Genomic DNA, 18,564 nt, shown 5'->3' with positions numbered 1-18,564 from the left:
TTATTCTTTGGGTGAAACAATGCAGAGTATTGCCTGTGATGCTTTATAATAAGATTTATTAATAAACCTTATTACTTTTTTACTGGATATTATTTTGCAAAATATTACCTCTTTTGACGCACTCGAGCTTGATAATTCATTACTTGATGCCATTTCACTAATGGGACATACGCGCCCAACAAGTATTCAACTTTTGGCAATTCCTCCTGCAATGGATGAACGTGACATTATGGCAAGTGCGCCAACAGGAACAGGTAAAACACTTGCATTTCTATTGCCAGCAATACAGCGCTTAATTGATTTTCCTCGTCGAAAGGGAGGCTCAGCTCGTATTCTAATATTGACACCAACACGAGAACTTGCCACACAAATCAGTGAAGTAGCACAACAATTAACTCAAAATACAAGTCTCATCGTGGGTAATATAATTGGTGGTGTTTCTTATCAAGAACAAGAAGCAATCATTACCGATAATATTGATATTGTAATTGCGACTCCAGGCAGACTCATGGAGTACATTGATGCTGAAGCCTTTGATTGTCGTGAAGTTGAAAGTTTGATCCTAGATGAAGCAGATAGAATGCTAGATATGGGATTTATTAATGAGATGGATCGTATTGCAGACGAAACGCGCTGGAGAAAACAGACATCACTTTTTTCTGCAACACTCGAAGGTAAAGGGTTACGCGACTTCGCTCGCGAGGTTTTAAATGAGCCTCTCGCATTAAAGGCTAAAGTTTCACGTCGTGAAAGTGGCAAGATAAATCAATGGATCCACCTTGCGGATAGTCCAGAGCATAAATTACAATTACTGGCTGAGCTTTTAAAAAATGAAGATGGAATAAATGACGAAGAAAAAGTCGATAAAAAAATAATTGTTTTTGTAAAAACCAGAGAACGGTTAGCCTTTCTGGTAGCACAGCTTGCTGAATTGAATATTTCTTGTAATTACTTACGTGGAGAAATGGATCAAGAAAAGCGTACCCAAGCCTTGGCCCAGTTTAAAGACGATAAAGTTAATATCTTAATTGCCACAGATGTAGCGGCCAGAGGCATCGATGTAGCGAATATTACCCACGTCATCAATTACGATTTACCACGAAGTGCAGATATTTATGTGCACCGAATCGGTCGTACTGCCCGTGGTGGTAAAAAAGGCACAGCTATCTCATTAGTTGAAGCTCATGATATTGATATTCTAGCTAAAATTGAACGTTACACTGATCAAGTTCTTAAACGCAGAATTATCAAAGCACTGCGCCCTAAGCATAAAGAAGCAAAATTAAGTCAGCGTAAATCTAAAAATCCTGTGAACAAAAAAGGTAAAGCTCGAGAAAAAGAGTTAAAAGAAAAGAAAAAAGAAAAACGCCAGAAAAAGAAAGATGATCTAGGTAAGCAACGCTTACGTAATAAGAGAGCAAAAGGCAAACCAGATTGGGCGGGTAAAACACATAAAAAAGAAAAGAATAAAGAAATAAAGCCTAATGAAATAACTGAATAACGAAATAACGAAATAACGCCTGATAATATATAACTGAATAACTGAATAACTGAATAACTGAATAACGAAATAACGCCTGATAATATATAGATTCATCAGGCGTTATTGTTATTTTTCATCACGATAAAAAAGCAATTCATTTTCTTGTAAATTTTGCTCTACAAAGTAATAGCCATCGACAGCAAATTCTTTTAATTGTGCAATATCTTGCACTTCATTTTCTAATATATAACGCGCCATTAAACCTCGTGCTTTTTTAGCATAAAAACTAATCACTTTATATTGTCCATTTTTTTGATCTTTAAAAATTGGTGTGATCACTCGTGCGCTTAATGCGTTATTTTTAAGTACTTTAAAATATTCCATAGACGCTAAATTAATTAAAATGTTATCTCCTTGTGCTTGCAATACGTTATTTATTGCCTCACTAACACGCGTTCCCCAAAATTGATACAAGTTTACCCCTCTTACATTTTCAAGGCGAATTCCCATTTCTAAACGATAAGCATGCATCAAATCTAACGGTCTCAATAAACCATATAATCCGGATAATATACGTAAATGCTGTTGTGCATAATGCAATGTTTTATTAGGTAATGTTTGCGCTTGTAATCCTGTATAAACCTCTCCCTGAAAAGCAAATAAGGCTTGTTTTGCTTTTCCTAACGTAAGGGGTAATTCCCACGAAGAAAAACGTTTTTCATTTAAGGTGGCAATTTTAGTGCTCACTTTCATTAAAGAGATAATATCCTCCACAGATAATGTTTTACATTTGTTTATCAATAATTCACTTTCTACTAATAAATCGCTCTGTGTGAAATCAGAAATAGGAGGGGCCGTTTCAAAGTCCAGCGTTTTCGCCGGAGAAAGTACTATCAACATAGATATTCCTAATAATATCAGATCGTTTTTTGATCATACAAAATAAGTATGACATTTTATTTACTCTAATTGAAAGCGACGTTATGTTCCTAAATAAATTTATGAACATAACGTTGCCAATGCTTTTTAAAATGTTTTTGGATATACGGCCTTTTCCAAAGCGACGCTATTGGAGATCACCCCTTGATGCACTAATTCACGTAAACACTGATCGAGTGTTTGCATGCCATGTACCATCCCCGTTTGAATAACAGAATACATTTGTGCTACTTTATCTTCACGTATTAAGTTACGAATTGCAGGAGTTGCAATCATAATTTCATGCGCTGCCACACGTCCCCCAGCTATTTTTTTAAGTAACGTTTGCGATATTACTGCACGCAAAGACTCTGACAACATAGATCTCACTATCATTTTTTCTGATGCCGAAAAAACATCAACAATACGATCTATACTTTTTGCGGCTGAAGTCGTATGTAAGGTGGCAAAAACCAGATGCCCTGTTTCAGCGGCCGTTAACGCCAGACGAATCGTTTCAAGATCGCGTAACTCCCCGACCATAATAACATTTGGATCTTCACGCAATGCACTTTTTAATGCATTATCAAAACTGAAGGTATCACGATAGACTTCTCGCTGATTAATAATAGATTTTTTACTCTGATGCACAAACTCAATAGGATCTTCAATAGTTAAAATATGTTTAGCCTTTGTCTCGTTAATATAATTAATCATAGCGGCTAATGTAGTTGATTTACCCGAGCTGGTTGGACCTGTAACCAACACAAGTCCTCGCGGAAAATCAGCTATACGGGTCAAAATTTCAGGGCAATTTAAATCTTCAAGGGACAACACTTGATTCGAAATAATACGGAAAACACCACTCACACCTCGCTGTTGTGTAAAAACATTAACACGAAATCTAGCTAAATCAGAAACTTCAAAAGAAAAATCGATCTCTAAATTCTTTTCATAATCTTGGCACTGTTTATCTGTCATAATGCCATAAATTAGAGCTTTAACATCTTTTTGTGCTAAAGTTGGCATATTTAACTTGCGTATTTCACCATCGACCCTGATCATGGGAACCAACCCAGCCGAAAGGTGTAAATCTGAAGCATCTGACTTGACACTAAAAGCTAATAATTCAGTCATATTCATAATTTAAAATCCTTATAATGACAATAATTAAAAAAAACATAATAGATATTAGACAAAAAATAGAACATGCGGCGCTACAAGTAGAACGTAATACAAAAGAGATACAACTACTTGCAGTCAGTAAAAAAAAATCAATCATACAAATAAAAGAAGCTTACTTAGCCGGCCAACGACTTTTTGGTGAAAATTACGTACAAGAGAGTATCCAAAAAATACAATCCATTAAAAATGATTGTACTTTTAACGATCCTATCTGTTGGCATTTTATCGGTCCACTACAATCAAATAAAACGCGTCTTGTCGCCGAAAATTTTGATTGGGTACAAAGTATTGACCGTTTAAAAATAGCACAACGCTTAAGTTCCCAGCGACCAGCACGCTTAGCGCCTCTAAATATATGTCTGCAAATTAACATCAGTGCGGAGACGAGTAAATCAGGAATAACTCTAGCACAAATTATGCTACTCGCGTCCCAAGTTAGCAAACTTGAAAATATAAAACTGCGAGGCATAATGGCCATTCCAGAAAAAACGCCTGATACCGTACATTTAAGCAAACAGTTTAAAATACTGCATGATATTTATCTTAAATTACAATCCATATATCCAGATATTGATACTTTATCTATGGGCATGAGTGCCGATATGAAGCTCGCTATTTCCTGTGGCAGTACAATGGTACGGATTGGTACAGATATTTTTGGAAGTCGAAATTAAGAATAAATTGATAGTGCATATTCACTGTAAGGGAATAAATATGTTACATAAAAAAATCACCTTTATCGGAGCCGGAAATATGACTTCGAGTATTATCAGTGGTTTAATTAAAGCAAATTATCCAAGCTCATTAATTTGTGCAAGCGCACCAAGTCCAGATAATACAACGCGCTTAAAGGATCAATTTTCAATTAAAATTAGCAATGATAATATTAGTTCCGCCAAATGGGCAGATGTCATTGTCTTAGCTGTAAAACCTCAAATAATGGCTGAAGTTTGCCAAGCACTTAACCTTGCTGGCATCCATTTTGAAAATAAATTAATTATATCTATCGCAGCAGGCATCACTGTAGAACGTTTACAATTCCTACTGGGTGATACAACTGAAATTATCCGTACAATGCCCAATACGCCAGCACTAGTACAAAAAGGAATGACAGGACTTTTCGCATCAACACTCGTATCCACTGACAATAAATTATTTGCAGAGCAACTCTTGTTAAGTGTTGGTAAAATCATTTGGGTTCAAACAGAGGCAATGATTAATGCTATCATTGCAGTGTCTGGCTCTGCACCCGCATACTTTTTCCTATTTATGGAGGCAATGCAAGAGAAAGCCCTTAAAATGGGTTTCGATGAGCAACAAGCACGTTTATTAGTACAGCAAGTTGCCTTAGGTAGTGCTGAAATGGTATTGCAAAATCCAGAAAAGAGTATTGCTACCTTACGTCAAAATGTCACCTCAAAGGGGGGGGCTACTGCGGTAGCATTACATATGTTTAACGAATTAGATTTAAATAATATCGTCGCGAAAGCGATGCAAAGTGCTTCCGATCGAGCGAATGACATGGAATCATTATTTTAAACCCCCTTTAAATAAGAGAAAATATTTATGAATTCAATTAATTTTTTAATCAATACGATCTTTGATATTTATATCATGGTGATCCTTATTCGTGTTTGGCTACAAGTAGCACGCGCAGATTTTTACAATCCATTTAGCCAATTTATTGTTAAAGCAACACAACCTATCGTGGCACCTTTACGTCGCTTTATTCCTAGTCTCAAAGGTTGGGATTGTGCGACGATTCTTTTTGCATTTATCATGGCAAGTTTAAAAATAGTCGCTTTATCTTTAATCTTTAATAGTGCAATACATATTATTCCGATCTTAATTTCTAGTCTATTTATTGTAATTCAAAGTGTCTTTAAGTTGATTTTTTGGGTGCTTATTTTACGCGCAATCTTCAGTTGGATAAGTAAAGGAAACAACCCTGTTGAGGCGGTAATGATTCAACTCAGCGAACCTTTACTTGCTCCTATTCGTCGTTTTATTCCACCTATTGGAGGCTTAGATTTATCCATGGTAGTCGTTTTATTTGCTTTACAATTTGTTGAAATATTTGTCAATGACTTATTGAGTCAGCTTTTTTAGTAACACAAATACTTTTAAAAATAGATGGCAAAGATATTTTATCTTTTCCATCTATTCACTCTAAAGACAACATCGGTACCTTTATAGTTATCTGAAAAATAAAAGCCAAATAATCCTGTGATATATAACGCAAACAGACCGTTATCAGTGAGTGATTTAATGTACTAAACAAAACATACCCAGTAAAGGAAGAACACTTTAATAAACATAATTTAATACAGATAATCTCACCTTATAAACGGCTATTTTTTACTTGGAGTCAATATGTTTAAATTTATTTTAAAGTGCGTTCTTTTATCTTTCTTGATACAAAGTAATTATCTTCACGCAGAGCAAAAACAAATTTTCGATAATTTAAGCGTGCATTACATTGCTATACCAACAAAATTTTTAACACCTAATATTGCTCATCAATATTCAATCAAACGCAGTAAATATAATGGCCTGATTAATATATCTGTAATCGATAACACGCAGAATAACAAAGCAATTTATGCGATTATTAGTGGTACTGCACGCAATTTAATCGGCCAAATACACCCCTTAAATTTTACCCTAGTTAATGAGGGAGATGCCATCTACTACCTCGCTACCTATCCATTTCTTAACGAAGAAATCGTAAACTTTAACATAAAAATAAAAACAGAGAAAAAAACTAACATTCTTAAATTCCAACATAAATTTTATATCAATTGAGGCACGAAAAAAAATGAATACAAAATGGGTATTAGCTACAGGTAATGAAGGTAAAGTAAAAGAAATGAGTCAACTGCTTAATAGCTTCTCCATTGAAGTATTAGCACAAAGCTATTTTGATGTATCCGAAGTTGCCGAAACGGGATCGACTTTTGTTGAAAATGCGATAATTAAAGCACGTCACGCATCAAAAATAACAGGCCTGCCAGCCATAGCAGATGATTCCGGATTAGAAGTTGATTTTCTAAAAGGAGAGCCTGGCATCTATTCTGCTCGTTTTGCCGGGGAAAAAGCCTGCGACCAAGATAATATTAACTTATTATTAGAACGCTTAAAAGGCGTTGATGCTACGCTACGACAAGCTCGATTCCAATGCGTACTTGTTTATATGCGCCATGCTGACGATCCTACCCCTATTATTTGTCAAGGAACATGGGAAGGACGGATCAGTACCGAAGCACATGGAGAAAATGGTTTTGGTTATGATCCTATTTTTTGGTTAGAGTCTGAGCATTGCACCTCGGCACAACTTAGCGCACAACGTAAAAGAGAATTAAGCCATCGAGGCCAAGCACTGGCACAATTAATTAAAAAATTAAAAGTTCAACTTGGCTAAACAAAAGAGCATTGTAAGATGCACAATGCGCTTACAATGCGATTTCCTCAGAAAACATTAAATATTGAGATCCAACATAGAAAAATATCACACCTAAAATTTGTTTTATAACCATTAAAGACGATTTGCCTTGCTGATATTATCTCTTAACGTACTATGCAAATATACTTGTGATGAATCGCATCCCTTTCTTATATTTAATAATAGAAATCAATACTATGCTACAGCTTCCTCCATTAAGCCTTTATATTCATATTCCATGGTGTATTGAAAAATGCCCTTACTGTGATTTTAATTCCCATAAATTACAGGGTAAAATCCCTGAAGAAGCCTATTTAAGCGCATTAATTGACGATTTAAAAATAGATCTTGTCTATGCACAGGGGCGTATTTTAGATACCATTTTTATTGGAGGAGGTACACCGAGCCTTATTTCACCAAAAGGTATTTCTTGGTTACTCACAGAGATACAACACAAAATCGCTTTTAAGAAAGATATTGAAATCACATTGGAAGCTAATCCAGGCACCCTTGAAAACGCTAAAATAGCGGCCTTTAAAGAGGCTGGAATTAGTCGATTCTCTTTTGGCGTACAAAGCTTTCAAGCAGAAAAATTAAAACGTCTGGGTCGCATTCATAATACCGAAGATGCTATTAGAGCGGCAGAACAAGCTAAAAAATGTTCGATTAAAACCTTTAATCTTGATTTAATGCATGGTTTGCCAGAGCAAAGCATTACCGATGCACTCTCTGATTTACAGCAAGCGATTAGCTTACAGCCCACACATATTTCTTGGTATCAGCTCACGATTGAACCCAACACACAATATTTTTCCCACCCACCGACATTACCCGATGATGACTTGCTCTGGGAGATTCAAGAAGCGGGACAACAACTACTCGCAAAAAACAATTATATTCAATATGAAATATCGGGATACTGTAAAAAAGGCTTTGAGTGTTTACATAACTTAAATTATTGGTCTTTCTCTGATTATATTGGTATTGGTTGTGGGGCTCATGGAAAGTTAACTCTACCGCTCGAGAATAAAATTATTCGCACCGTAAAAGTCAAACACCCAAAAGGCTATTTACAAACCGAACGATCCTTTTTAGATAAATCAGAGCATGTCGCACTTACGGATCTTGCCTTTGAATATATGCTCAATCGCTTACGTCTTTTTGCACCTATTCCTTTTACTGAATTTGAAGCCTATACGGGTTTGAGCCTTGAGAGTATTGACTTGCCTATTTCTCAAGCTATACACAAAAAATTATTAATTAAAAAACAGGATCATTGGTTAGTCACCGATTTGGGCCACCGCTATTTAAACGATTTATTACAACTGTTTATATAAACAAAATAAAATAAAGTAGAGAGAAGGAGGTCTCCCTCCTTCTCTCTACTTATGTTTTCATTGTGACTCTATTAGCCTAATTGTTTACGCGCATTTCTAAACATACGCATCCACGGGCTATCTTCTTGCCATTCATCAGGATGCCAAGAGTTCGCAACAGTTCTAAATACACGCTCAGGATGAGGCATCATAATCGTCACACGTCCATCATTTGATGTTAGTCCTGTTATTCCTCCTGATGATCCATTAGGATTTGCAGGATAAGCTTCTGTTCTTTTTCCGTAGTTATCAATAAAGCGTAATGCAATATTATCACTCGATTCAAGCGCACTAAGATGCGCTAAATTTTTGAATTCGACACGTCCCTCTCCATGCGAAACCGCTATCGGCATATGCGATCCTGCCATATCGGTTAAAAAGACTGAATTGTTTTTTTGCACTTCAAGTAAACTAAAGCGCGCTTCAAATCGCTCTGAACGATTACGCACAAAACGAGGCCATAATTCGCTACCAGGAATCAATTCCTTTAAATTAGAAAGCATCTGACAACCATTACAAACACCTAATGTAAAAGAGTCTTTCGCTTCAAAGAAACGTTGAAATTGCTCCCGAGCGCGATCATTAAACAATATCGATTTTGCCCAACCTTCCCCAGCACCGAGTACATCGCCATAAGAGAAGCCTCCACAAGCGACTAATCCTGAAAATTCATCTAATTTAACCTTGCCAGATAAAATATCACTCATATGCACATCAATAGCCGCAAATCCTGCGCGATCAAACGCGGCAGCCATCTCTTGTTGTGAGTTAACACCTTGTTCGCGTAAAATAGCCATGCGGGGCGCAACACCCTTAACAATATAAGGAGCTGCAACATCTTCATTGATATCAAAGCTTAATTTGACACTTAAGCCAGGATCCGCATCATCTAATTTCACAGCATGCTCCTGTTCGGCACATTCTGAGTTATCACGTAACGATTGCATTTTAAAAGTAGTTTCTGCCCATATACCACGCCATAAACGACGCGAAGCGGCTAATACATCGACAGAATCACGAGTAAATTTAATTTGATCCGTTGTATTTAGTGTTCCAATCACAAATATATTACTGCTTAAACCATGCCCGGCTAAGATATTTAACACTTTCTCTTTAAGTTCGCGTTTAACTTGAATAACCGCTCCCAACTCTTCACTAAAGAGTACCGAGAAATCATCAGCGCCTAATTGATCTAATTGGACAGTCACACCACAATGCCCAGCAAAAGCCATTTCAGTGATCGTCGAGAATAAGCCACCATCACTACGATCGTGATACGCGAGGAGCAGTTTATCTGCAACCAATTTTTGCATTGCATAGAAAAAACTTTTCAACAGTGCAGGATTATCCAAATCAGGAGTAATATCCCCTAGTTGTTTATAGACTTGTGCGAGTGAAGAGCCTCCTAATCGATTTTTGCCATTACCCAAATCAATTAAGATCAAATCAGTATCACCTTTATCGGTGCGCAATTGTGGAGTAACCGTAAGGCGAATATCACGGACGGCAGCAAAAGCGGTAATGATCACCGAAAGTGGTGAAATAACTTCTTTATCGATAGAGTTTTCATCTTGCCAACGTGTTTTCATCGACATTGAATCTTTACCCACTGGAATAGTTAATTCAAGTTCAGGGCAAAGCTCTTCACCAATAGCATGCACCGCAGCATACAAACCAGCATCTTCACCGGGGTGACCCGTTGCAGACATCCAGTTTGCAGAAAGTTTAATACGTTTAAAATCACCGATATCACTACAGGCGATATTAGTGATAGATTCTGCTACAGAAAGACGCGCAGAGGCACTAAAGTTGAGGAGTGCTACAGGAGCTCTCTCACCGATAGCCATTGCTTCACCAAAATAAGTATCATAACTTGACGCGGTAACTGCGCAATCTGCAACAGGAACTTGCCACGGACCAACCATTTGGTCACGCGCGACCAAACCTGTCACACTGCGATCGCCAATTGTTATCAAGAATGTTTTTTCTGCAATTGATGGTAAACGCAATAAGCGTTCCGCGGCCTCTTTTAATGTTGCAGCAGAAAGATCTAATGCTTTACCTTGCGCTATTTTAGTCTGCACATCTCGATGCATTTTAGGTGTTTTACCTAATAATACGTCCAAAGGTAGATTAATCGGTTGATTATCAAACAGCGTATCATTAAGCGTTAAATGCAACTCTTGAGTTGCTTCCCCTATCACCGCATACAATGCTCGCTCACGTTGGCAAATTGCTTCGAAGGTTGCTAAATTCTCAGGTTTAACCGCCAAAACATAACGTTCTTGAGATTCATTACACCAAATTTCATGTGGAGCCATACTCTTTTCATCATTTGGGATAGCACGAAGATCAAAAATACCACCTCGACCTGCATCATTAACTAGTTCAGGCATTGCATTAGAAAGCCCACCTGCTCCCACATCATGTATAAACTGAATAGGATTATCCTTACCCATCTGCCAACAACAATCGATGACTTCTTGGCACCGGCGTTCCATTTCTGGATTTTCACGTTGCACTGAGGCAAAATCTAAATCTTCACTAGAAGCACCAGAATTCATAGATGAAGCAGCCCCACCTCCGAGACCAATATTCATTGCAGGGCCACCTAAAACAATCAGTTTGGCTCCAACAGGTATCTCTTTTTTCTGCACATGTTCTCGGCGAATATTACCTAAACCACCTGCAAGCATAATCGGTTTATGGTAACCACGGATCTCTTCTCCATTATGGCTTTCAACTTTTTCTTCATAGGTCCGAAAGTAACCTAAAATATTAGGACGGCCAAATTCATTATTAAACGCGGCCCCTCCAAGTGGAGCTTCAAGCATAATATCTAAGGCCGAAACAATACGTGAAGGTTTGCCAAAGTCAGTTTCCCATGCTTGAACAAATCCTGGGATCCGTAAATTAGACACAGAAAATCCGACTAATCCGGCTTTAGGTTTTGAACCTATCCCAGTCGCACCCTCATCTCTAATTTCACCACCAGATCCTGTCGCCGCACCAGGAAAAGGAGAAATTGCAGTGGGATGATTGTGTGTCTCGACTTTCATTAAGATATCAATGGGCTCATGATGATAAGTGAACTTTCTTTCTTCCACGCTAGGGAAAAAACGACCACTGGCATACCCTTCCATTACGGCAGAATTATCCTTGTAAGCAGAAAGAACATAATCGGGATGCTTTTCATGCGTATTACGGATCATTTTAAATAATGATTTTGACTGTTTTTCCCCATCAATGGTCCATTGTGCATTGAATATTTTATGTCGACAATGCTCTGAATTTGCCTGAGCAAACATCATAAGCTCAATATCATTCGGATCGCGATCTAATTTGATGAAATTTTCTAACAAATAATCAATTTCATCGTCCGCTAATGCAAGACCCAGTTTGATATTCGCATTCTCAAGCGCAATTCGACCTTCACTAAGCACTTTAATGCTTTGCATTTTACCAGGCGCACCTTGTATGAATAATTGTTCCGCATCATTTAATTTACTAAAAACAACTTCCATCATACGATCATGCAATAAAGAAGATAATATTTTGTCTTCTTTAGCGGATAATGGTGTTGATGTTTGTACGTAATAAGCGATTCCACGCTCTAATCTTCTTACTTTATATAAACCACAATTATGCGCTATGTCGGTCGCTTTTGAAGACCAAGGTGAAATTGTTCCTGGGCGAGGGGTGACAAAGAATAATGTACCAAGTGGTAGCGAATCTGCTATCTTGGATCCATACGTTAATAATTTTTGTAATACAACGAGCTCTTGGTCATTTAAACTTTCACTTAAGTCTGTAGCGTGTATATATTCAGCATATATTGCTTCTACAGGAAGATTTAAAGAGGTACAGTTTTGTAACAGCTGTTGCACCTTAAACGTCGATAAGGCAGGAGCCCCACGCAAAATTTCCATAAGTTATTTCTCTCATTTTTAAATAAGTAAATGATCTTGGGTGATGCAAATTACACAATTATTGCCCTGCAAATAGATATCTCAGTTATTTACAAAAACAGATAAAAATAATTGCTTCTTTGATACAAGCGACATTATAAGCAAAAAGCATTTTTTATTAAACAGAAACACTCTATAGTCGATGTTAATTTTTGTTGAATAACATAAAAACAATGAATATAACGACTTTATTAACTTCTAGGTAATCTTTTTTATGCACTTTCGAAAAATGCACGATATTATCATATTATTTACTGCTTTATTGCTCAGTGCATGCCATCCTTTTACTGCCAGCACAAAAATACAAGATATCCAAAGTAATGGTGAGTTAATTATTGGAACTATCAACAGTTCCCTAACTTATAGCTTTGATGGCGAGCAATACAGTGGCTTTGATTATGAGTTAAGCAAGCTATTTGCAGATAAACTTAATGTGTCTTTACACGTCAAAGAATATGCTAATTTAAAAATGCTTTTTTTAGCATTAGACAATAACAAAGTGGACTTCATTGCATCGGGACTTGCATTAACGCCTGAACGTGCTGAAAAATATCACAGTTCCCCGCCTTATTACTATAATTCACAAAAAGTTGTTTACCGAAAAGGTAGCTATCGTCCTCGAAAAGTTGCAGATATTAACGCTCCTATTGGAGTTCTTAGTCAAAGTAGCCATGAAGAAACGTTAGAAAAATTATTAAATACCGCTCCAGATCTTATTATTGATATTTTAGATAATGAAGATGAAGAAAGTCTACTACGTAAAATCGCGGATAAAGAACTCTCTTTTGCCATTGTAGACGGCTCTACATTAGCACAAAAACAGCGCTATTATCCCATCCTTGCCGAAGCGTTTACCATCTCAAAAGATGATCCCATTGTCTGGCTCATTAAACGTAATGACGATGATAGTTTATATGCCTTAATGATTGAATTTATCGGTGAACAGTATAACAATAAAAACATTAATAAATTACAAGAAAAATACTTTGGACACGTCAATAATTTTGATTTTGTTGATACACGTATCTATTTACAACGTCTTAAAACACGGTTACCTAAATATGAAATTATATTTAAAGAGTTTCAAACAGATGACGTGAGTTGGAGATTACTTGCCGCCGTCAGTTACCAAGAATCGCATTGGTCTCCTTTAGCCAAGTCTCCAACAGGAGTGCGAGGTATGATGATGCTCACTCTCGATACCGCTAATGACCTTGGTATAAAAAACCGTTTAGATGCACGACAAAGCATTAAAGGAGGGGCTAAATATTTACAACAACTCATTAATCGATTACCCGATAGTATTGCCGATAATGAAAAAATCTGGTTTGCTCTGGCCAGCTATAATCTTGGTTATGGACATTTAATAGATGCTCGACGTCTCACCAAAATACGAAATCAAGATCCGAATTCTTGGGCAGATGTCAAAAAAAACTTACCCTTATTACATCAAAAAAAATGGTATTCAAAAACACGATATGGTTATGCCCGAGGCAAAGAAGCACAACATTATGTTAATAATATTCGTCAATATTTAAAAACATTAAATTGGTTTGTTAAAGAACAAAAAAAAGAAGCCTTGCGCCTAAAACAACTACAAGAAAACAAACAAAGACAAGAAAATAAAATCAAAAAAGAACTGCTCGCATTGCCTTTAGCTGATCGCACCGAAAAACAAGCACAGACACGCCTTGATGAACGTAGATTGGCATTACAAATAGCAATTTATAACACAAACAAGAATAACACCACATTAATAAAATCCAAAAAACGTACTTTATTAGCCAGTGATAAAACACTAAAAGTGCAAGAATTACTTAATAAAATTGATAAAGAACTACAAAAGACACTGATATTACAAAAACAAAAGGTAGCAGAACAACAACAAGCGAGTGAAAAAGCACAGTTAAAAGCACAACTTTTACAAAAAGAAACCGATAAAGTGAATGTAGAAATTGCATCTTTAAAGGCACAACAAAATAAAATAATGAAACTAGCAGTAGAGACTCAACAGGCACATAAAAAAGCCATCGCAGAACAAAAGGGCTACCAACTGCGCAAAGACTTAGCCTCCGCAGCACAAAGTAAACGTTTACAAGAGATACAACAAGCAGAAGACTCACTGCGTCAGATAAAAAACAAAACTTTGCAGCAAGAGAAACAGACACGCCACAACAAAAAAAATAAAGAAAGCAAAGAGCTAATAGATCTCTTCTCTTTTCATAATTACCTATCCTTAATATGATTAAGTTAATGATAGGTAATTACACAGATTTTAGGACAGGGTCGATATTAGAGGCTAATTTTTTTAAGGCTTTTTTTTCTTTACGGCGACGCTTAAAAAAAAGGCTGATTTTAGTCGAACATTGTTCACTAAGAATACCCGACGTCACAACGACTTGATGATTTAGTTTTTCTTCATCTAGCAGGTTAAAAACCGACCCAGCGGCACCCGTTTTTAAATCAGATGCGCCATAAACAAGTCGTTTAATACGCGCATGTATCAATGCGCCAGCGCACATTGGACAAGGCTCTAATGTTACGTAAAGTGTACAATCGATAAGGCGATAATTCTGTAACCTTTGACCGCCATCACGTATCGCCATCACTTCAGCATGTGCACATGCATCATGCGTTAAAATAGATAAATTCCAACCTTCAGCGATGATTTCATCGTCCTTTATCAATACAGCCCCAACCGGAACCTCTCCGAGTATTTCTGCTTTTTCAGCCAATAATAGTGCATGGCGCATCCACTTTTCATCTTTTAATAAAATATCCACTATAATAACAACGCATAATAAAATTGAGTTAACAGAGGCCCATAAAGTAAATAAATCCATCCGGCTATGGCTAAATACGGTCCAAAAGGAAAGGCTACGCTCTTTTTATCTTTAGATAAGAGCAATAATGCAATACCTATTATTATCCCAGAAAAAGAAGAAAGTAAAATAATTACAGGTAGAGATTGCCAACCAAACCAAGCTCCTAAGGCACCGAGCAATTTAAAGTCACCATAACCCATGCCTTCCTTTCCGGTGGCAAGTTTAAATAACCAATACACCGACCATAAACTTAAATAGCCAAAAACAGCCCCCAGCACTGCATCATTAATCGACGTGAAACTGTGAGATAAATTAATCAGTAAGCCAAACCAAAGTAACGGTAATGTTAATTGATCGGGTAACAGCATCGTATCAAAATCGATATAAGACAGACAAATCAAAATCCAAGTGAAAAACAAAGCAAATAATAACGGCCAACCAAAAGGAATAATATAGGCAACAGCTAAAGACATTAAAGCCGTTAATAACTCTACACTCGGATAGCGCACACTAATTTTACAAGTACAGTGCTTACAACGCCCTTGTTGCAGTAACCAACTAATAATAGGAATATTTTCCAACGCACCAATAACATGCGCACATTTAGGGCAGTGCGACCGAGGTAAAAAAAGATTAAACGTACCTTTGTCTAGTATTACGTTAGTCTCTGGAAAATATTCAGCACACTCGACTTTCCATGCGCGCTCCATCATCACGGGCAAACGGTATATCACGACATTTAATAAAGATCCTATCAGTAACCCCAAGCAAGTCACCATGATGTATAGCAACATCGGTATTTGACCCATCAAAAGGATAATATCACTCATTTTTATTCCACTAATTAACGAGGGGGGCAGATTTCATTATCATTAAAAAAGTATGCAATCTCTCTCGATGCTGACTCAAGACTATCTGATCCATGCACCGCATTACAACTCTTTGATTCTGCAAAATCAGCTCGAATAGTTCCAGCTAATGCATTCACAGGATCAGTATTGCCTATTTCATGACGATAATGCTCAATTGCATTTTCACCTTGTAAGACTAAAACAAGAATAGGGCCAGAGATCATAAATTCAACTAAATTTTCAAAAAAATCTTTTCCTTGATGTTCGGCATAAAAACCTTCAGCTTGCTCTTTTGTTAAATGTAACATTTTTATTGCAACCGGTATTAATTGTGCATTTTCAAACCGCGCAATGATTTTTCCAAGCAACATGTTAGAAACAGCATCCGGTTTTATAATAGATAACGTTCTTTGTAACGACATAATATTAAGCCTCTTAGCGGTATGATAATACAAGATAAAACAAATAATTAATCGACAGAAAGCATATCGCCACTTTTCTCCAACCACGCTTTTCTATCGGTCGCACGTTTTTTAGCAAGCAGCATATCCATTATCTCTAACATTTTATCAGCATCTGTTATAGTCAATTGCACTAAACGACGCGTGTTAGGATCCATCGTTGTTTCACGTAATTGATCTGGGTTCATTTCACCCAGCCCTTTAAATCTTTGGACGTTGACTTTACTGCGCTTATTTTTTTTCGAAATACGCTCTAAAATCGATTCTTTTTCGGCTTCATCTAACGCATAGAAGATTTCTTTTCCTGCATCGATACGATATAAGGGAGGCATTGCCACATAAAAATGTCCCGCATCCACTACCGCTCGAAAATGCTTAACAAATAAAGCACAAATAAGTGTCGCAATATGTAAACCATCCGAATCGGCATCGGCTAGAATACAAATTTTCCCATAACGTAACCCTGAAAGATCGTCAGAGGCAGGAGCAATACCGATAGCGATGGAAATATTGTAAATTTCTTCTGAATTCAAAATAACATCAGAATCATCTTCCCATGTGTTTTTTATTTTTCCGCGCAACGGTAAAATAGCTTGAAACTCTCTATCTCTTGCCTGTTTAGCTGAGCCTCCCGCCGAATCACCTTCGACTAAGAACAACTCACCTCGCTCTGGCTCTTGCCCTGAGCAATCCGTTAATTTCCCAGGTAAAGCCGGGCCTTGTGTTATTCTTTTTCTAGCAACTTTTTTACTTTTACGAGTTCTAATTTGGGCATTATTGATACAAAATATCGCTAATTCTTCTGCTTCACCGACATTGGCATTCAACCATAAACTAAATGCATCTTTAACTACACCAGAGATAAAAGCAACGCACTGTCGAGACGATAAACGCTCTTTCATTTGTCCTGCAAATTGAGGATCTTTAATTTTAACACTTAATATATAGGCACATTTATCCCAAATGTCCTCAGGGGTTAATTTAATACCCCGTGGTAATAAATTGCGAATATCACAAAATTCGCGCATCGCATCAAGTAGACCTTGCCTAAAACCATTAACATGCGTGCCACCTTGAATTGTCGGAATAAGATTCACATAACTTTCCGATAATGAGTTACCACCTTCGGGTAACCACACAATTGCCCAATCAACACTCTCACCATTTGCCAATAATTTACCAACAAATGGAGTAGCGGGTAAAAGCTCATTTTCATTAACCGCTTCTAGCAAATAATCATTTAAACCATCTTTATAACACCAATGGTAATTGTTTTTATTTACCTTATCCTTAAACTTAACACTTAAACCGGGACATAATACCGCTTTCGCTTTTAACAAATGCAATAAACGCGACACCGAAAATTTAGCACTATCAAAGTATCTTGGATCCGGCCTAAAATGAACACTGGTTCCCGTATTACGCTTACCACAACTATCGACCACTGCTAACTCTTCTACTTTTTCTCCATGTTCAAATGCAATATGATAAACTTTTGAATTTCGGCGAATATGGACATCAACTCGAGCCGATAGAGCATTGACAACCGAAATGCCCACGCCATGTAAACCTCCTGAAATTGCATAATTTTTCCCTGAAAATTTACCGCCAGCATGCAATTTACAAAAGATAAGCTCAACACCAGATATTTTTTCTTCCGCATGAATATCAATCGGCATACCTCGACCATCATCTGTCACCTCAATGGACTGATCTTCATATAAAGTAACATGAATAGATGTCGCATGGCCTGCAAGTGCTTCATCAACACTGTTATCGATCACTTCTTGAGCAAGGTGGTTAGGGCGATTAGTTTCCGTATACATTCCTGGACGATGGCGTACAGGATCAAGGCCATTTAAGACTTCAATGGAATCGGAATTATACTGTTCGCTCATTGTGATACCTACTTAAAAGAAAAAATAAAAGAAATACAATTATATCAGGAATAAAGCATGCACATCTAAGAAAACAGAAACTCAATGCGTTTTATTAAGACTGTTAGTAAAAAAGAAAAAGGTTTAAATGCTTTTTATTGTCTAAAAATATATAAAT

15 protein-coding genes are annotated in these 18,564 nt (G+C 37.0%); 8 read left to right on the top strand and 7 right to left on the bottom strand.

Features of this window, described 5'->3' with window-relative positions; genetic code table 11:
* The first annotated feature begins 94 nt into the window (after window positions 1–94).
* A complete protein-coding gene (srmB, locus tag B8W84_RS00855) occupies window positions 95–1,501 on the top strand; it encodes an ATP-dependent RNA helicase SrmB (RefSeq protein WP_094751451.1) in 1,407 nt (468 codons plus the stop codon).
* 108 nt (window positions 1,502–1,609) lie between these two features.
* Here srmB and yaaA read toward each other — a convergent pair whose 3' ends face one another.
* Entirely contained in the window at window positions 1,610–2,383 is a 774-nt protein-coding gene (yaaA, locus tag B8W84_RS00850) for a peroxide stress protein YaaA (protein ID WP_094751450.1), read from the bottom strand.
* A 126-nt stretch (window positions 2,384–2,509) separates the two neighbouring features.
* The gene (locus B8W84_RS00845) at window positions 2,510–3,544 is read right to left on the bottom strand and encodes a type IV pilus twitching motility protein PilT (RefSeq protein ID WP_094751449.1); all 1,035 of its coding nucleotides are present in this window, start codon (window positions 3,542–3,544) and stop codon (window positions 2,510–2,512) included.
* Between the two features lie 17 nt (window positions 3,545–3,561).
* Here B8W84_RS00845 and B8W84_RS00840 point away from each other — a divergent pair, with 17 nt between their 5' ends.
* From B8W84_RS00840 to hemW, 6 genes are all read left to right on the top strand, one after another.
* The gene (locus B8W84_RS00840; protein WP_094751448.1) at window positions 3,562–4,260 is read left to right on the top strand and encodes a YggS family pyridoxal phosphate-dependent enzyme; all 699 of its coding nucleotides are present in this window, start codon (window positions 3,562–3,564) and stop codon (window positions 4,258–4,260) included.
* A gap of 40 nt (window positions 4,261–4,300) precedes the next feature.
* Complete coding sequence (gene proC, locus B8W84_RS00835; RefSeq protein ID WP_094751447.1) at window positions 4,301–5,125, top strand: pyrroline-5-carboxylate reductase; 825 nt, start codon at window positions 4,301–4,303, stop codon at window positions 5,123–5,125.
* Between the two features lie 27 nt (window positions 5,126–5,152).
* Complete coding sequence (locus B8W84_RS00830; protein ID WP_094751446.1) at window positions 5,153–5,695, top strand: YggT family protein; 543 nt, start codon at window positions 5,153–5,155, stop codon at window positions 5,693–5,695.
* 264 nt (window positions 5,696–5,959) lie between these two features.
* Window positions 5,960–6,391, top strand: coding sequence for a DUF4426 domain-containing protein (locus tag B8W84_RS00825; RefSeq protein WP_094751445.1), 432 nt, complete (start codon window positions 5,960–5,962; stop codon window positions 6,389–6,391).
* A 13-nt stretch (window positions 6,392–6,404) separates the two neighbouring features.
* Window positions 6,405–7,007, top strand: a complete 603-nt coding sequence (rdgB, locus tag B8W84_RS00820) for an RdgB/HAM1 family non-canonical purine NTP pyrophosphatase (RefSeq protein ID WP_094751444.1) — start codon at window positions 6,405–6,407, stop codon at window positions 7,005–7,007.
* Window positions 7,008–7,225: 218 nt separating this feature from the next.
* The gene (gene hemW / locus B8W84_RS00815; RefSeq protein WP_094751443.1) at window positions 7,226–8,365 is read left to right on the top strand and encodes a radical SAM family heme chaperone HemW; all 1,140 of its coding nucleotides are present in this window, start codon (window positions 7,226–7,228) and stop codon (window positions 8,363–8,365) included.
* Between the two features lie 71 nt (window positions 8,366–8,436).
* Here the strand turns inward: hemW and purL are convergent, their stop codons facing one another.
* Window positions 8,437–12,333 carry a phosphoribosylformylglycinamidine synthase gene (purL, locus tag B8W84_RS00810; RefSeq protein ID WP_094751442.1) on the bottom strand — a complete coding sequence of 1,299 codons (3,897 nt, stop codon included), beginning with the start codon at window positions 12,331–12,333 and terminating at the stop codon, window positions 8,437–8,439.
* Window positions 12,334–12,586: 253 nt separating this feature from the next.
* Between purL and mltF the strand changes: the two genes are divergently transcribed.
* Window positions 12,587–14,617, top strand: a complete 2,031-nt coding sequence (mltF, locus tag B8W84_RS00805) for a membrane-bound lytic murein transglycosylase MltF (RefSeq protein ID WP_094751441.1) — start codon at window positions 12,587–12,589, stop codon at window positions 14,615–14,617.
* A 19-nt stretch (window positions 14,618–14,636) separates the two neighbouring features.
* Here the strand turns inward: mltF and tadA are convergent, their stop codons facing one another.
* The 4 genes from tadA to parE are packed head-to-tail and all read right to left on the bottom strand — an operon-like array spanning window position 14,637 to window position 18,407.
* On the bottom strand, window positions 14,637–15,155 hold the full coding sequence (gene tadA / locus B8W84_RS00800) for a tRNA adenosine(34) deaminase TadA (protein WP_257797874.1): 519 nt from the start codon (window positions 15,153–15,155) through the stop codon (window positions 14,637–14,639).
* The gene (locus B8W84_RS00795; RefSeq protein ID WP_094751439.1) at window positions 15,155–16,027 is read right to left on the bottom strand and encodes a prepilin peptidase; all 873 of its coding nucleotides are present in this window, start codon (window positions 16,025–16,027) and stop codon (window positions 15,155–15,157) included. The genes tadA and B8W84_RS00795 overlap by 1 nt, the downstream gene beginning before the upstream one ends.
* Before the next feature lie 14 nt (window positions 16,028–16,041).
* On the bottom strand, window positions 16,042–16,470 hold the full coding sequence (gene ndk, locus B8W84_RS00790) for a nucleoside-diphosphate kinase (protein WP_094751438.1): 429 nt from the start codon (window positions 16,468–16,470) through the stop codon (window positions 16,042–16,044).
* Between the two features lie 47 nt (window positions 16,471–16,517).
* Window positions 16,518–18,407: a DNA topoisomerase IV subunit B gene (gene parE / locus B8W84_RS00785; RefSeq protein WP_094751437.1), complete on the bottom strand. Its 1,890-nt coding sequence runs from the start codon at window positions 18,405–18,407 to the stop codon at window positions 16,518–16,520.
* Between the last annotated feature and the right edge of the window lie 157 nt (window positions 18,408–18,564).

This window comes from Psychromonas sp. CD1 (assembly GCF_002239585.1).
Lineage (GTDB): Bacteria > Pseudomonadota > Gammaproteobacteria > Enterobacterales > Psychromonadaceae > Psychromonas.
Note: the sequence above shows the minus strand (reverse complement) of the source record. Positions and strands in the feature narration are given on the sequence as shown.

Bases quoted from the DNA above. Each gene is read 5' to 3' on its own strand.
- yaaA (WP_094751450.1), bottom strand. From the start codon at position 2,383: ATGTTGATAGTACTTTCTCCGGCGAAAACGCTGGACTTTGAAACGGCC.
- B8W84_RS00845 (WP_094751449.1), bottom strand. From the start codon at position 3,544: ATGAATATGACTGAATTATTAGCTTTTAGTGTCAAGTCAGATGCTTCA.
- B8W84_RS00840 (WP_094751448.1), top strand. From the start codon at position 3,562: ATGACAATAATTAAAAAAAACATAATAGATATTAGACAAAAAATAGAA.
- proC (WP_094751447.1), top strand. From the start codon at position 4,301: ATGTTACATAAAAAAATCACCTTTATCGGAGCCGGAAATATGACTTCG.
- B8W84_RS00830 (WP_094751446.1), top strand. From the start codon at position 5,153: ATGAATTCAATTAATTTTTTAATCAATACGATCTTTGATATTTATATC.
- B8W84_RS00825 (WP_094751445.1), top strand. From the start codon at position 5,960: ATGTTTAAATTTATTTTAAAGTGCGTTCTTTTATCTTTCTTGATACAA.
- rdgB (WP_094751444.1), top strand. From the start codon at position 6,405: ATGAATACAAAATGGGTATTAGCTACAGGTAATGAAGGTAAAGTAAAA.
- hemW (WP_094751443.1), top strand. From the start codon at position 7,226: ATGCTACAGCTTCCTCCATTAAGCCTTTATATTCATATTCCATGGTGT.
- purL (WP_094751442.1), bottom strand. From the start codon at position 12,333: ATGGAAATTTTGCGTGGGGCTCCTGCCTTATCGACGTTTAAGGTGCAA.
- mltF (WP_094751441.1), top strand. From the start codon at position 12,587: ATGCACTTTCGAAAAATGCACGATATTATCATATTATTTACTGCTTTA.
- B8W84_RS00795 (WP_094751439.1), bottom strand. From the start codon at position 16,027: ATGAGTGATATTATCCTTTTGATGGGTCAAATACCGATGTTGCTATAC.
- ndk (WP_094751438.1), bottom strand. From the start codon at position 16,470: ATGTCGTTACAAAGAACGTTATCTATTATAAAACCGGATGCTGTTTCT.
- parE (WP_094751437.1), bottom strand. From the start codon at position 18,407: ATGAGCGAACAGTATAATTCCGATTCCATTGAAGTCTTAAATGGCCTT.